At 42.0% G+C, this 14,864-nt stretch carries 15 protein-coding genes and 3 tRNA genes; 10 read left to right on the top strand and 8 right to left on the bottom strand.

The genetic code is table 11. The features are described from left to right. Positions 1-381 precede the first annotated feature (381 nt). From FTU70_RS01330 to FTU70_RS01355, 6 genes are all read right to left on the bottom strand, one after another. Complete coding sequence (locus tag FTU70_RS01330) at positions 382-753, bottom strand: hypothetical protein (protein WP_096901040.1); 372 nt, start codon at positions 751-753, stop codon at positions 382-384. A gap of 282 nt (positions 754-1,035) precedes the next feature. Next, complete coding sequence (gene xerA / locus FTU70_RS01335) at positions 1,036-1,950, bottom strand: site-specific tyrosine recombinase/integron integrase (RefSeq protein ID WP_004971874.1); 915 nt, start codon at positions 1,948-1,950, stop codon at positions 1,036-1,038. Further along, a complete protein-coding gene (locus FTU70_RS01340; protein WP_096900946.1) occupies positions 1,950-2,588 on the bottom strand; it encodes an alpha/beta fold hydrolase in 639 nt (212 codons plus the stop codon). Before FTU70_RS01340 ends, xerA begins: the two co-directional genes overlap by 1 nt. Positions 2,589-2,719: 131 nt before the next feature. Then, positions 2,720-3,565, bottom strand: coding sequence for a diaminopimelate epimerase (gene dapF / locus FTU70_RS01345; RefSeq protein ID WP_004971880.1), 846 nt, complete (start codon positions 3,563-3,565; stop codon positions 2,720-2,722). Between the two features lie 12 nt (positions 3,566-3,577). Beyond that, on the bottom strand, positions 3,578-4,822 hold the full coding sequence (gene lysA, locus FTU70_RS01350; RefSeq protein ID WP_004971882.1) for a diaminopimelate decarboxylase: 1,245 nt from the start codon (positions 4,820-4,822) through the stop codon (positions 3,578-3,580). Positions 4,823-4,847: 25 nt separating this feature from the next. Continuing rightward, positions 4,848-5,087 carry a lipoprotein gene (locus FTU70_RS01355; protein ID WP_004971884.1) on the bottom strand — a complete coding sequence of 80 codons (240 nt, stop codon included), beginning with the start codon at positions 5,085-5,087 and terminating at the stop codon, positions 4,848-4,850. A 359-nt stretch (positions 5,088-5,446) separates the two neighbouring features. Between FTU70_RS01355 and FTU70_RS01360 the strand changes: the two genes are divergently transcribed. The 3 genes from FTU70_RS01360 (at position 5,447) to FTU70_RS01370 (ending at position 9,720) form a co-directional block, all read left to right on the top strand. Continuing rightward, a complete protein-coding gene (locus FTU70_RS01360; protein WP_096900947.1) occupies positions 5,447-6,802 on the top strand; it encodes a sodium:alanine symporter family protein in 1,356 nt (451 codons plus the stop codon). A gap of 424 nt (positions 6,803-7,226) precedes the next feature. Continuing rightward, positions 7,227-8,618, top strand: a complete 1,392-nt coding sequence (radA, locus tag FTU70_RS01365) for a DNA repair protein RadA (RefSeq protein WP_104853204.1) — start codon at positions 7,227-7,229, stop codon at positions 8,616-8,618. 115 nt (positions 8,619-8,733) lie between these two features. Then, complete coding sequence (locus tag FTU70_RS01370; protein ID WP_180059878.1) at positions 8,734-9,720, top strand: Tim44 domain-containing protein; 987 nt, start codon at positions 8,734-8,736, stop codon at positions 9,718-9,720. A 394-nt stretch (positions 9,721-10,114) separates the two neighbouring features. Here the strand turns inward: FTU70_RS01370 and FTU70_RS01375 are convergent, their stop codons facing one another. Next, entirely contained in the window at positions 10,115-11,293 is a 1,179-nt protein-coding gene (locus FTU70_RS01375; RefSeq protein ID WP_180059880.1) for a trypsin-like peptidase domain-containing protein, read from the bottom strand. A gap of 168 nt (positions 11,294-11,461) precedes the next feature. Here FTU70_RS01375 and FTU70_RS01380 point away from each other — a divergent pair, with 168 nt between their 5' ends. From FTU70_RS01380 to FTU70_RS01410, 7 genes are all read left to right on the top strand, one after another. After that, on the top strand, positions 11,462-12,220 hold the full coding sequence (locus FTU70_RS01380; protein WP_004971895.1) for a Nif3-like dinuclear metal center hexameric protein: 759 nt from the start codon (positions 11,462-11,464) through the stop codon (positions 12,218-12,220). A 181-nt stretch (positions 12,221-12,401) separates the two neighbouring features. Continuing rightward, positions 12,402-13,028, top strand: a complete 627-nt coding sequence (locus FTU70_RS01385; protein ID WP_026438302.1) for a superoxide dismutase — start codon at positions 12,402-12,404, stop codon at positions 13,026-13,028. 146 nt (positions 13,029-13,174) lie between these two features. Further along, a tRNA-Asn gene (locus FTU70_RS01390) sits at positions 13,175-13,250 on the top strand. A 6-nt stretch (positions 13,251-13,256) separates the two neighbouring features. Next, positions 13,257-13,332: transfer RNA gene (locus FTU70_RS01395), tRNA-Asn, on the top strand. Between the two features lie 217 nt (positions 13,333-13,549). Continuing rightward, on the top strand, positions 13,550-13,852 hold the full coding sequence (locus tag FTU70_RS01400) for a hypothetical protein (RefSeq protein WP_004971899.1): 303 nt from the start codon (positions 13,550-13,552) through the stop codon (positions 13,850-13,852). 117 nt (positions 13,853-13,969) lie between these two features. Continuing rightward, positions 13,970-14,045, top strand: a tRNA-Asn gene (locus FTU70_RS01405). Between the two features lie 78 nt (positions 14,046-14,123). Continuing rightward, entirely contained in the window at positions 14,124-14,567 is a 444-nt protein-coding gene (locus FTU70_RS01410) for a DUF2726 domain-containing protein (protein WP_004971902.1), read from the top strand. Between the two features lie 16 nt (positions 14,568-14,583). Here FTU70_RS01410 and FTU70_RS01415 read toward each other — a convergent pair whose 3' ends face one another. Further along, positions 14,584-14,841 carry a hypothetical protein gene (locus FTU70_RS01415; protein ID WP_180043367.1) on the bottom strand — a complete coding sequence of 86 codons (258 nt, stop codon included), beginning with the start codon at positions 14,839-14,841 and terminating at the stop codon, positions 14,584-14,586. Between the last annotated feature and the right edge of the window lie 23 nt (positions 14,842-14,864).

A 14,864-nucleotide genomic window follows, 5' to 3' on the forward strand; every position in this document is an offset into this window, starting at 1 on the left:
TCATACTTTTTTATTTCTAAAAATTAACAAACCAAGCGACGATTATATAAGCAATTTTAAGCTTTGATTTATATTATGTTTTTTATCTATTTCCCTCATCAACAAGATTGATTGAAATGCAATTCAAATTGAGTTCCGCCTACAATTTAAGCAAAGTTCCTTACATAAAACCCCATAATCTGACTGTCATTAAAGATAGAAAACTTTATTTTTTGCAGTATTTTTCAGATATAAATGCTCTTTTAAAATGTGACTGCTGGTTCACAAAACTGTATTCAGCAGTTTATTGGGTATGAAATAAACAATCTGTTTTATTTTGATGGATATTTATGCGCTTTCACCACGCCACCTCCCTGATAAAGGGCATAAAAAAAACTCAGCTTAAACTTGCTGAGTTTCTAAAAAGTCACGGTGGATATGACTTAAATCTATCAATTCATAGGCCTGTAAATTAAAAATTTCCCAAACTGCAATAAAATCTTCTTTTACATCTATTTTACTGCTTGCATTTGGGCGTGCTTGCCACTGCTGATCTGAAATCCATAAATAGCTTTGTTGCGTTTGCGGATGAATCGCCTGCATTTTACCTTCAGCATTAATACCCTGCACCAAACAATCGGCAGGTAGTTCTTGCTCGATCATCGGCAAGCTTATTTCGACAAAATGTTTCACTTGACGCAAGCCATAACCTGCAAAAATTTCTTTTTGGCTTGGGCTTAATTGTTCATATTTTTCTTGAAGATTCGAAATCATGGTTTTGCCTATCATTTGATATCCAAAGTGTTATGCAGTGGAACAAAAAATAATGTCATCCATGTCTATTATTCGTGTGACCCACTCTTTCTGCTTCTTTATACTGCATAACGCACTTTTTTATTATTCTACAATAGTTGCAATGACATCTTGGTGAAAGCGCTTTTACTTAAAGTATTAAGTACAGCACAAAGGCTTTACAACTGACTGTGAGAAAAATATTTGCAGTATGAAATAGCTATATTTTAACTTGCAAAAATAATGCCGACTTTAGGTAAAGCTTTACTTTTTACTCGCACGTGGATGTGCCTGATCATAAACTCGCGCTAACTGATCAAAATCGACATGGGTATAAATTTGCGTGGTGCTTAAATTGCTATGCCCAAGCATTTCTTGGACTGCACGTATATCCCCACTATTCGACAGCATGTGACTTGCAAAACAATGTCGCAATAAGTGCGGATGCAAATCGACATTAACGCCCGCACGCTGCGCCTGAAACTTCACCCGATTTTCAATTTGGCGTGCTTTTAAGGGTTCACCTTTTTGAGTAATAAACAATGCTGCATCGGGTACAAAATCGCCCTGCCATAAAGGGTAAATCTGCAGCCATTGCATCACCGCATCTTTGGCTTTGCGACCAAAAGGCACTATACGGGTTTTATTGCCTTTACCCGTAATGCGCAGCAATTGACGGTTAAAATCTAAATCGCGGATACGTAAACTTTGTACCTCTGCTAGGCGCAAACCACTCGAATAGAGCAATTCTAAAATCGCTTTATCGCGTCGCCACATTTGTTGTTGTACTTCAGTTTCAGGTTCAGGCTGATCCAAAATTTGATGAATCGTTTCAATATCAATCAAACCCGGCAAAGGTCGTGGCTGACGTTTTAGCTGAAAATTATCAATTGGATTAAATTGTAAATACTGCCCTTGCTCGGCCCATTTCATAAACTGACGAATCGCTGACAACATGCGCTGTAAACTGCTGCTATTTAACTGTTGCTGTTCTACTTTTTGCGCTAAATAATGGCGCAAATCTGCAGCCTCTACATCATATAAGGCAAGTTGTTGTTGCTCACAAAAGCTAAAAAAATCGTTTAAATCGCGTGCGTAGGCTTTTAACGTATGCGGTGACTGCTGTTGTATTTCTCGTTCTTTGAGCCACATCTTTAATAGTTGCTGCGGATCGTACATTAGTCACGCTCCGATTGCTGAACTGCGGCAAACTGAGATAAATAAGCAGCAATGTGTTCAGCCGCCTGATCTGCATGTGTTTCTAAAAACAAATGATCACCATCATGCACAATTTTTAATACGGCTTGTGGAAATTGTTGTTGTAAAAACTCACCTACCGCCAGTGGACTTATCGGGTCTTGATCACCCCATAACAACAAAATAGGCATGTTGATTTTAGCAAAGTCTACCGTGTAATCGGCCTTTGCCTCTACAAACCAGTCAGGATAATTTAAATCACTTGCTTGATAGTCTTGTCGCCAATCTTGCACCTGAAAACTGCTTAAATCCATGCCACCAGATGTTGCAACCAATACTAATCCTTTGACTTTTTCTGGATATTGCAACGCGGCAGCAACTGCAAAAATACCACCCATCGACTGTGCAATGATAATGCAATCATCTGGGATATTCGCCAACACATAAGCCTGCAAACTTGCAAAATCATGTACCTGTGAATGTGCAGGTTGATGATTAAATTCAGGATAAGCCACAATTTTTACAGCATTCTGCCACGGCAATTTTTCAATTTTTTCGATTAGCGGATGAAAAAATGCGGTATTGCCTGAAGCGCCAGGTAAAAAAATCAGTTGCGGCATAATGAGTAGAAGTTTTTAGAGTGACATTCAGTACAGCATACCTAATCCGTGCTGCAAGATACAAAAAAGCACCATTCGTTTTGAAAAGTGCTTTTAAGTAAGATAAGAGCTGTTCATGTTAGAACGAAACATCAGCCCTGAAAATAATTTAAATCCAAACGACCGTGATAGACATTAGCAGTTGGCCCTGTCATCCACACCACATCGCCTTCACGCCATTCGATTTGCAACTTACCACCTGCCAGTTCAATTTCAACTGAATTAGACAATAAGCCACGGCGCATACCCGAAACGGCTGCAGCACATGCACCTGTACCACAAGCCAAGGTTTCACCTACGCCACGTTCAAACACACGCAAACGCGCATGTTTTTCGTCAATGATTTGCATAAAACCTGCATTGACGCGCTGTGGAAAACGCTCATGTGATTCCACTTGTGGGCCAATACCTGCAACATCGGCAGTCAATACATCAGGCACAATGGTCACAGCATGAGGATTGCCTATGTTCACCACATCAATGGTCAATGCAGCACCATCTTTCAGCGCAATGTCATATAAGTTATCAGGCTCATCGGCAATGAATGGAATCTCATGCGGCAAGAATTTTGGATAGCCCATATTCACCCGCACCCAACCGTTTTGCCCCAATTCAGGCTCTACAATGCCTGCCTTGGTTTGCACCTTGATTTTGGTTTTGGTCGTAAGCTGACGTTCATGCACAAAACGTGCAAAACAACGCACACCATTGCCGCACTGCTCCACTTCAGAACCATCGGCATTGAAAATGCGATATTTAAAATCGACATTTGGTAAATCGGGCGGTTCCACAATCAGGAGTTGGTCAAAGCCAATCCCGAAGTGGCGGTCTGCAAGGCGTTGAATAGTCAGCGCATCCAAATACGCACGCTGGCTGATGAGATCAACCACCATGAAGTCATTGCCCAGACCATGCATTTTGGTAAATTCTAATAACATCTCGAATTCCCCTTATGGCAATAAACGCTCTCTTTCCCACAGCGATTCAATGCTTTCACGTTCACGAATTAAATGTGCTTGATCTGCATCGACCATGACTTCAGCTGCACGACCACGGCTGTTGTAGTTAGAACTCATCACAAAACCGTATGCGCCCGCACCCATTACAGCTAAAACATCATTTTCTTTGATCGCAAGCTGACGTTCTTTACCCAAGAAATCACCTGTTTCACAAATTGCACCAACCACATCCCACTCTAGCGTTTCAACATCAGTACGTGGGGTTACGGGCTGAATGTCCATCCATGCTTCATATAACGCAGGACGGATTAAGTCATTCATGGCAGCGTCAATAATCGCAAAGTTACGATGATTGGTCGGTTTGAGTAAATCAACTTTTGTTAGCAGCACGCCCGCATTGGCAGAGATACTACGACCCGGTTCCATATACACTTTAAGACCTAACTTTTCTAAAGCGGGACGTAAAGCATTGGCATATTCTTCAACCGTTGGTGGAGTTTCATCTTTATAAGTCACCCCTAAACCACCGCCAATATCAATGTGTTTTAGCTGAATACCCATTTCTTTTAAGGTATCAATCATCACAATCACGCGATCTAAAGCATCGACAAACGGTTGTGTTTCGGTCAATTGTGAACCGATGTGACAGTCAATTCCAACGATATCTAAGTTTGCTAAAGAAGCCGCATATTCATAAGTGCTATATACCGAATCAGACGGAATCCCGAACTTGTTTTCTTTTAAGCCTGTAGAAATATAAGGATGGGTTTTGGCATCGACATCTGGGTTAACCCGTAATGAAATTGGTGCTTTGACATTCATGCTTGCCGCAACTTTTTGAATACGGTCTAATTCTGCATGCGATTCTACGTTAAAGCAGGCAATCCCAACTTCCAACGCTTTTTGAATATCGGCTTCAGTTTTACCTAAACCTGAAAAAACAATTTTCGATGCATCACCACCTGCTTTGAGAACACGCGCCAATTCACCGCCTGTCACAATATCAAAACCTGCACCCAACTTAGCCAATACATTCAATACCGCAAGATTCGAGTTTGACTTTACCGCAAAACAAATTTGATGATCGATAAAGTGGAAAGCACGATCCATATCTAAATAATGCTTTTCAAAAGTCGCTTTTGAATAAACATAGAGTGGTGTGCCAAATTGCTGTGCGAGTTGTTGTAGCGAACATTGCTCGGCGTGCAAAACCCCTTGAATGCGGGTAAAACTCATGAATGTATCCTTTATCTAGAAAGCGTTAAGGTGTAGTCGATGTAGATGCAGCAGGTGCAGCAAACTGCTGTTGCACAGGTACGGCTGTGTCTGACGATGTTGCCGATTGCGTTGCACGTTTAGGCGCAGCATCTGGATATAACAAATATTTTGCGCGTTTGTCGTAATTTGGGTCATTGGGTAACTGTAATGTACCTGACTGACCACAACCGACCAAAACCACTGTTGTAAGCAAAACACTCATGCAGCAAATGACGGTACGCATCTGACCACCTATAAAATATTTTCGATGAAGTATAACGCGATCACTGCCGCGACCAAAGTGCTAATGCAGAGAGATTATATTGAGCTTAGTAAAAATTCTAGCTTACTTACTATTCTGCTGGCATAGATTGACCTTATCAGGTCTGAAAAATTGCGACTTCTGACACAGATAAAGTCAATTTTATTTCAAGGCATCAATTGTCAAAATCTAAAAACTATGCAAAAAATATAACGTGCTTAAAACCAAGTTCTTTTAACAGGAAGTTTTAAAGACTGGCATATCACTTGCTTAATTTTTACAACTGTTCAACTACAGTCACAAACTAAGCATTTATACACTGCGTTTATAAGAAGAAATTTATGCAAAATTTACAATCGATGATGGAAACCCTAAGCGGTTGGGTCTGGGGTCCATACATGCTGGTTCTCATTGTGGGAACGGGCGTCTTCCTCACCTTCCGCTTATTGTTCTGGCAATTCCGCATGCTGCCACTGGCTTTTAAACAAGTCTTTTGCAAACACGACAAAGCGCAAAAAGAACCGGGCGATATTTCACATTTCGCATCACTGATGACTGCACTCTCTGCCACCATTGGTACGGGAAATATTGCAGGTGTTGCAACGGCTTGCGTCCTCGGTGGCCCGGGTGCAGTGTTTTGGATGTGGATGACTGCCCTGTTTGGTATGGCGACCAAATATGGTGAAGGTGTTTTGGCGGTTAAATACCGTATTAAAAACGAAAAAGGGCAAATGTCAGGCGGCCCAATGTACTACATTGAACGCGGACTAAAATGGAAATGGCTCGCGATTATCTTTGCCTTTTTTGGCACAGTCGCCTCGTTTGGAATTGGTAGTTCAGTACAATCCAACACCGTAGCTTTAGCAGTTGAAAATAGCTTAGGTGTAGAAACTTGGATTACTGGCGTGGTAATTACCGTATTTTCTGCATTGGTGATTTTGGGCGGAATTAGCTCGATTTCCAAAGCATCTTCGGTGATTGTTCCGATTATGGCCATTCTGTATGTTACAGGCGGTTTAATTATTATCCTGAATAATTTACACCTTGTCGTGCCTGCATTTGAGCTAATTTTCCGTGATGCCTTTACTGGTGAAGCAGTTGCGGGCGGTGCAATTGGTGCAGTAATTCGTTACGGGGTTGCACGTGGCGTATTCTCCAACGAAGCAGGGATGGGTTCTGCCCCAATTGCTGCTGCGGCTGCAAAAACCGACCACCCTGCGCGTCAAGGTTTAGTGTCTATGACAGGTACCTTCATTGATACCATTATTGTCTGTAGCATCACGGGGATTGTTTTGGTAATGGGCTTCATTATGGCAGGTAATAGCTTTGGTGGTGCAACAGGTGCTGTACTCACCACACAGGTTTTTGACCAGTTATTGCCAGGCTTTGGTGGTTGGGTCGTCACTTTCGGGATCATCTTCTTCGCCTATTCCACCATTCTCGGTTGGAGCTATTATGGTGAAAAATGCTGTACTTATTTATTCGGCGAAAAATACGTGTTGATTTACCGCTTAATTTATATTGCTTCAGTGTTCATTGGCACCATCGCCACCCTAGATTTAGTCTGGTTATTTGCCGATACCTTTAATGGTTTAATGGCTGTACCAAACTTAATTGCCTTGTTGTTACTGTCTGGTGTGATTGCCAAAGAATCTAAAGACTTTATTGCGAAGCGCAAATCTGGCGAGTTGTATTAGGGTCTGTTGACAATTCGTCTATGTTTGCGGCAACGCATATTTTTTAGCTGATATAAGGCATGGGACAGGAGATTTAGTCATTCTAAATGACTGGCGCATAACGCAATAGCAGCAAAAAATATGCTTGCCCTGAAAGGCTGTGGCTAAAACTTTCTCAGATTGCGTTATGAAACTTGGCAATAGTCTCGCTATTCCCTGCGTTTCATGCCTAATCTGCTCAGTTTTAGCCTACAGCGCAAGCCATTTATGAAATGTCAACAAACCCTAAATAAACCCAATTCATTGAATTATTCCGTTCAAATCATAAATCATACAATCACCCACGTGGTTGTATGATTTTCCATGAAAAATCCAGATAACATTCATTTCACGAACATTCCTCTGTATGCTGTAGTCAGTTTTTAATTGATGCAATGACTGGGTTATGGCAAAAGTAAAAAGTGTCTATCGCTGTGAACAATGTGGTGCAGATCATCCTAAATGGGCAGGTCAATGTTCAGAATGTGGGGAATGGAACTCACTTCATGAGGTCAGTATTGCCCCTGCGGTGACGCATCGTGCCCAACCTAAAATGGGCGGTGGCTATGCAGGACAAGCGGCCGCCATTACCACGCTTAATAAAGTGTCTGTATCGCACGAAACCCGTTTAACAACAGGCATTGGGGAATTTGACCGTGTTTTGGGTGGCGGTTTGGTTACGGGCTCTGTGGTACTGATTGGTGGAGATCCTGGTATCGGGAAATCGACCATTTTGCTACAAACTGCGACTCACATGGCGGCTGCCAATAACACCGCTTTATATATCACAGGTGAGGAATCTCTTTCGCAAGTGGCGTTACGCGCTCAACGCTTAGACTTACCCACCGATCAACTGAAAGTCATGGCAGAAACCTGTGTCGAACGGATTTGTGAAGTTTTGGCGCATGAACGCCCTGCGGTAGCCATTCTGGACTCGATTCAAACTTTATATACCGAAACGTTGCAGTCTGCTCCAGGTGGTGTTTCACAAATTCGTGAATCAGCTGCCTTGCTGACTCGTTTTGCTAAAAATAGTGGCACTGCGCTGTTTATTGTCGGTCATGTGACCAAAGAAGGGGCTTTAGCGGGGCCGCGCGTCCTTGAACACATGGTCGATTGCGTCTTGTATTTTGAAGGACAGTCAGACTCACGCTACCGTATGATTCGAGCAGTCAAAAACCGTTTCGGTGCAGTGAATGAACTGGGCGTTTTTGGCATGACCGATAAAGGCTTACGCGAGGTTGCCAATCCATCTGCGATATTTTTGAGCCGTTATGATGAGGCAATTCCAGGTTCTATTGTCATGATTAGCCGCGAAGGAACGCGACCACTTTTAGTTGAAGTACAAGCTTTGGTGGATGATGCACATGGTCAGCCTAGACGTGTGGCTTTAGGTCTGGAACAAAACCGTCTGAATATGCTATTGGCGGTGATGCATCGGCATGGCGGCGTACAAACTTCAGGGCAAGATGTGTATGTGAATGTGGTCGGCGGCTTAAAAATTACCGAAACAGGTTCAGACCTTGCTGTACTACTTGCCTGTGCTTCTAGCTTGCGTGGCAAAGCCCTGCCACAACAATTGGCAGTATTTGGTGAGGTCGGTTTATCGGGTGAAATCCGCCCAGTACCAAATGGTCAGGAACGCTTAAAAGAAGCTATTAAACACGGATTTAAATATATTATTGTGCCGCGTGGCAATGCCCCACAAAAAGCCATTGCAGGTGTGCAAATTATTGCGGTGGCGCGTTTGCATGAAGCCTTAACTGAAGCCATGAATTTAAGTGAAAACTTAGGTTAAATCCTTGGATGATATTTTTTCAGTTTCAAGAAAAAATATCATATTTATATTGAAATTCGCAGCAAATGCCTGCATAAATACACAGCTTAACTTTATTTTAATATAGGAAAATTTGATGGAAGTTCGACAGCGTGGTTTGATCGCAGCAATGCTCACAGCGACTTTATTGGTAGCTCCGTTAGCAGCAGAAGCAAAACGTGCAGGTGGCGGTAAAAGCCATGGCATGAGTCGTTCGGCTGCTCCAACTCAGTCTTACCAACAACCTCGTCAAACAACGCCAGCACAACAACCAACAACTGCACCAGCACAGCAAAAATCTGGTCCAGGCGTAGGTGGTATGGTTGCTGCAGGTGTTGCAGGTGCGGCAATTGGTGCGGTTGCTGCCAATGCCTTGGCCGATGATCAAGCTGCAAGTGCTGCCGAAGCGCAAGAGGAAAAAGGCGGTATTCCAAGCTGGATTTGGATTTTACTCGCTGCTGCTGTTGCCTTCTTCATTTTCCGTAAGATGGGCGCAAAAAAAAAACTAACGCCTAATCCGTATGCGCCAAATAGCGGTGCCAATCAGGCACCGTTTGCGCAAACACCACCTGCTGCAGCGCCACGTAACGACAATACCAATATTTTTGGTCAATCTGTTGGGGGGTCTGCCGCTTCTACCCAAGCGCCTTTTGGTCAAGCTGCCAATAATAACGCGCCATTTGGTGCAGCTTATACCAACAGTGGCAATCAATTGCCTGATGGTTCAGAGCCTGCAACCTTTTTACGTGTAGCGCGTCAGCGTTTTAACCATATTCAGTCTATGAACACAGCCAGTAATATCGCAGAAATTCAGCGTTATTTAACTCCTGATTTATATCAGTCGATGTATCAGGATATTATGGCGAACCAAGACCAAGATGTAGCAGAGTTTTCTAACTTGAATGCAATGGTGGTCGATTCAGCAACTGAAAATGGTCAATATGTAGTGAGTGTACGCTTTACTGGTACGGTCAGCGAAGACCTGAACAGCCTACCGCAGCCATTTACAGAAATCTGGCACTTTGTAAAACCTGCAGGTTCAAACCAAGACTGGTTAGTGGCAGGCATTCAACAAGAGCAATAATTGCAAAATAATTTAAAAACAGCGGCCTAGGCCGCTGTTTTTTATTTATATCTTTTATTAGACAGAGCTTCTATTCAAAAACTTTTTTGCAATTTAAATCTCTCTATTATTTACATCCAGCATAAATTAAAGAAAAAACTAGTAATTAAGGGAATGCCGTGTTGATACTGAATAAACACCATTAAACGGAACTTCAGTATTTTCCTGGTTCTGCTCTGGATTGAGGCAGGACAACATCCAAATATTTACAGATCAACCCATAAACTTAAATACGGCATAGCTTCGATTTATATAAAAGTGAATACATTTAGATGATTACAGCAACTTCGGTCAGATTCCTGTCACACAAAAAAGCCCTGCCAGTAGCAGGGCTTTTTTACGGATGATCAATACATTATTCAGGCAATGGAATAAATTGCTTATCGGTATTTTGAACTTTGCGCTCACCAACTACGACTTGCAAATCTAAGGCTTCTTCACCACGTTCCACTGAAACAGTCACCGTCGTATGCGGTGCTTGTGCAGCCACATAATTAATTAAATGCGAGGTTGAAGTAATCGCTTCATTATTCACTTTTAAAATTTTATCGCCACGTTTTAAACCAGCCTCTGCTGCAGGGCCGCCTCGTAGTACATCAGCCACCACTACACCGCCTTGTGTAGGTTCTAAAATATTGTCTTGTTGCACAGGCAATAAACTAATGCCTAACCAGCCACGAACCACACGTCCATCTTTTAAAATCGAGTTTAAAACCTGCTGACAGACTTTCGCAGGAATTGCAAAGCCAATGCCCAATGAACCACCCGATTGCGAGAAAATTGCGGTATTTACTCCAATCAAATTTCCTGCCACATCAATCAATGCACCACCTGAGTTACCTGGATTAATTGCTGCATCGGTTTGAATGAAATCTTCATAGGTATTAATACCCAGGTCAGAACGTCCTGTCGCAGAAATAATCCCTTGAGTCACGGTTTGTCCCACACCAAATGGGTTACCAATCGCAAGTACGACATCGCCCACTTCATTGCCACTCAGTTTAAATGGCAATACAGGCAGTTTTTCTAGATCAATTTTAATGACCGCTAAGTCTGTGTCTGGGTCAGTTCCAACAACTTTTGCAACCGCACGGCGTCCATCGTGCAAAGCCACGACAATTTGTTCAGCCTGCGCGATCACATGATTATTCGTTAAAATATAACCATCTGGACGAACAATGACCCCAGACCCCAAACTGTTTTCATTTGGGCCTTGCTTAAATTGATCGGGTAACTGATTGCCAAAAAATTCACGAAATGCAGGGTCATTTAACAATGGATGATCCATTTGTTTCACTTTTTGTGTGGTAAAAATATTTACCACCGCAGGCGCTGCCACTTTAACCGCAGCGCTATACGACACCACCCCACCTGTCCGTGTTGTATCAATTAATGGTTCAACTTTCTCGGCAGGCATTTTGACCCCATCGGCAGCCACAGGCGCTTTCGGTTTTTGCAGTTGTTGCCAAGTCACAAAGCCAATAATAACCAGAATGAGTAACACCCAAGGTAACCAGGTAAAGGTCCGGCGCACGTTTTGTACCTCTAAGTAAATTTTTTTTTGATGATTAAGTCATTGAATGAGCTATTGTAAAACGAAACACAAATAGAAACATAAAAAAGCCCAAGAGTTTTGTCTTGCTTTAGTTACAATACAAAATATGTTTTGATATTGGCTAAATATGAGCAATTTGAGAAAGTTATGGCGCAGCTAAAAGAAATTATTCAATGGTGTGATCAAACTTTAAATACACATGAATTTAAAGATTACGCGCCCAACGGTTTACAAATTGAAGGTAAGTCTGAAGTTCAAAAAATTTTATGTGCAGTGACTGCCTCTCAAGAGGCTATTGATGCTGCTATTGCCCAAAATGCAGACTTACTGTTGGTACATCATGGCTATTTTTGGAAAGGCGAACCTTACCCAATTACAGGCATGCGCGGTAAACGCATCAAAAGTTTAATCCAGCATGATATTTCTTTGGTGGGTTATCACTTACCGCTCGATTCACACCCAAGTCTAGGCAATAATGCTGCCATTGCTGAATGTTTGGCATTAGAAAATTTGCAAGCCCTAGACCCGAGTGAACGTCATCCTATTGGTAATATTGGTTTTTTAAAGCAAGCCATGAGCGCAACCGAATTTCGTGACTATCTCACAGCGCGTTTAGGCTTTAAAACCATTCATCTTCCTGCCGAAAAAAGTCAGATTCAAAAAGTAGGGTTCTGCACGGGTGCAGCACAAGATTTTATTGGCAAAGCGGCAGAACAAGGTTGTGATGCCTTTATTTCGGGCGAAGTCAGTGAACGCACCTATTATGAAGCCAAAGAACTAGGCGTGCATTATTATGCCTGCGGACATCACGCGACTGAGCGCTATGGTGTACAACGACTCGCAAAAGCTATTTCAGAACAGTTTAATATTGAGTATAGTTATTTTGAATTAAATAACCCAATTTAATACACCGTTTCACCCAACGATTTCACTCAAATGACATCTGTGTTTAACATAGTCTTTAGATGTATACATTCGAGTCTTATTCTGTATGGTTATTTATACCTAATGCGCAATTTGATCTCGAAATCTATTACAATAGAGCCACTTAATGTTAAAACCCAGCAAAATGCAAGGAATTGAAAACATGACAACCATTACTTTACCGGCTTTACCATACGGTTACGAAGATCTTGCTCCACACATCAGCAAAGAAACTTTAGAATTCCACCACGACAAACACCACAACACTTATGTTGTGAACCTGAACAACTTGATCGCGGGTACGGAGCTTGAAGGTAAAACTTTAGACGAAATCATCAAAGCAACTGCAGGCGATGCAGCTAAAGCTGGTGTATTCAACAACGCAGCGCAAGTTTGGAACCACACGTTCTATTGGAACTGTATGGCGAAAAACGGTGGTGGTAAAGCTACTGGTGCTTTGGCTGCTAAAATTGATGAAGCTTTCGGTTCTTACGAAAAATTTGCTGAAGAATTTGCTGCTGCTGCAACAACTCAATTCGGTTCAGGTTGGGCTTGGTTAGTAGCTGACGAAGTGAATGGCAAACTTTCTATTATGAAAACTTCAAATGCTGACACACCAATGGCACACGGCAAAGTTGCAGTATTGACGATTGACGTTTGGGAACACGCTTACTACATCGACTTCCGTAACGCACGTCCTGTTTACATCAAAACTTTCTTAGAAAGCCTGGTAAACTGGGATTACGCAAATGCGAAATACGCAGGTCAAGATGCTGGTGTAGAAAAATAATTTCTATTTTTCTGTAGAAAAACTGCTCTTTATGGGCAGTTTTTTTATTTTTACAGATGAAATGAATATTTATAAAGCAAACAATACATTTCTGATGATGAACGTGTTGACGACTTAAACTTTCATCCCTAAAATGCCCCACAGATTCTCCAATAGCTCAGTCGGTAGAGCGACGGACTGTTAATCCGCAGGTCCCTGGTTCGAGCCCAGGTTGGAGAGCCAATCTATTCTCCCATAGCTCAGTCGGTAGAGCGACGGACTGTTAATCCGCAGGTCCCTGGTTCGAGCCCAGGTGGGAGAGCCAAGATTCTAAAAATCCCACGCAGTATGACGTGGGATTTTTTTTTGCAATTTTTATTGTTTTTATAGTGGATATGATGTTCTAAACGAATGGAACAGGCCTCACTCTCCCCTTAAATCAAAATTAAAACCATACAGTGAAGATCGGGCTATCCCCTCTTGTGATGACTCTATTTTTTCGCTAACTTAGGTTCATCAACAACAATAAAACTTGAAAGCCCATGCAAGCGCCTTGGTTAAAATCCCTGATTTTTTGGACAATTCTGATTGTGGTGATTTTTGCAATTTTTCAATGTACGCAAAAATCTGAAAGCAATAAAACTGCTGCGACACTCATGTATGAACGTCTGTATCAATGCAGTCGTGATCTGAACGCACAACAACAAGCCACCTTAAAACAAATTCAAAGCCAAGTGAAAACAGAAATGACTCAGCAAGAGATGCTGCAATTAATTAACTTATGTCGTAAAACCAACCCACCACAGACACGCGAAGATTATATAAAAGCCATTCAAGCACTCTAAAAACTGCGTTGAAACAAAGCTAGATGATTATTTTTAAAGCAGTTAATCTATAATTACGGTTTTTTTTCAATTCCAGCTTGACCAAAAACAGATACCCACATAGAATGCGTGTCAGATTCTCCCATAGCTCAGTCGGTAGAGCGACGGACTGTTAATCCGCAGGTCCCTGGTTCGAGCCCAGGTGGGAGAGCCAAAATTCTTAAAAAACCCACGCATTATGACGTGGGTTTTTTATTCCTGCTGTTTAGAGTCTAACGACACCGCATCATCTATGTTTGAATCCAGTCAATCGACTTTCTTGCTTATTGGCAGCTTGGCTAGCCTTGCCCTGTTTATCTTAATTTTTAAGCAATTATTTTTCCCCAAGAAAAACTTTTATCCTAAACCGATGATGACTGCTTTTGAACGCAGAATGTTTATGCGTTTAAAACAAGCTTTTCCTGAGCATCACATCTTGGCACAAGTGGCGTTTAGCGCATTAATCACCAACAACCACTATAAAATTCGTGCGCTGTTTAATCGTAAAGTGACTGATTTTGTGATCTTAAATGCAGAAATGCAGGTCATTGCAATTATAGAGTTAGATGACCCCTCACATATTGGCAAAGAACAGGAAGATGCAGAACGGGATGCAATGTTTCACGAGGCAGGTTATCGCGTTGTCCGATACACCGAAATTCCGAGTATCAGACAATTGCAATCAGATTTGAGCTGAAATCATCAACTCGATATTAAGGTGTAGCTTCTGAAGCGGCTTGTATCTGACTGGCCTGCTTCGCTTGTTGTTCTGCAGCTTCACGCGCTTCAATACGCGCAATAATTTCTGCCTGCTGTTGTTTATATTTTTCCTGATTTTTAGCATCACTATTAACTGCTAAAAATGCCATGCTAACCAAGAAAATAGGAATCAACAAACCTAAGCTTGCCAAGATAATCATCTTTTTTAGACTTGGCTTTTTTTCAGGACTTTGCTGCTCAGACTGTGACATCATCTATTCCTAATTCAAACTTC

The sequence above is a fragment of the Acinetobacter sp. YH12135 genome (genome assembly GCF_013418565.1).
Taxonomy (GTDB): Bacteria; Pseudomonadota; Gammaproteobacteria; order Pseudomonadales; family Moraxellaceae; genus Acinetobacter; species Acinetobacter towneri.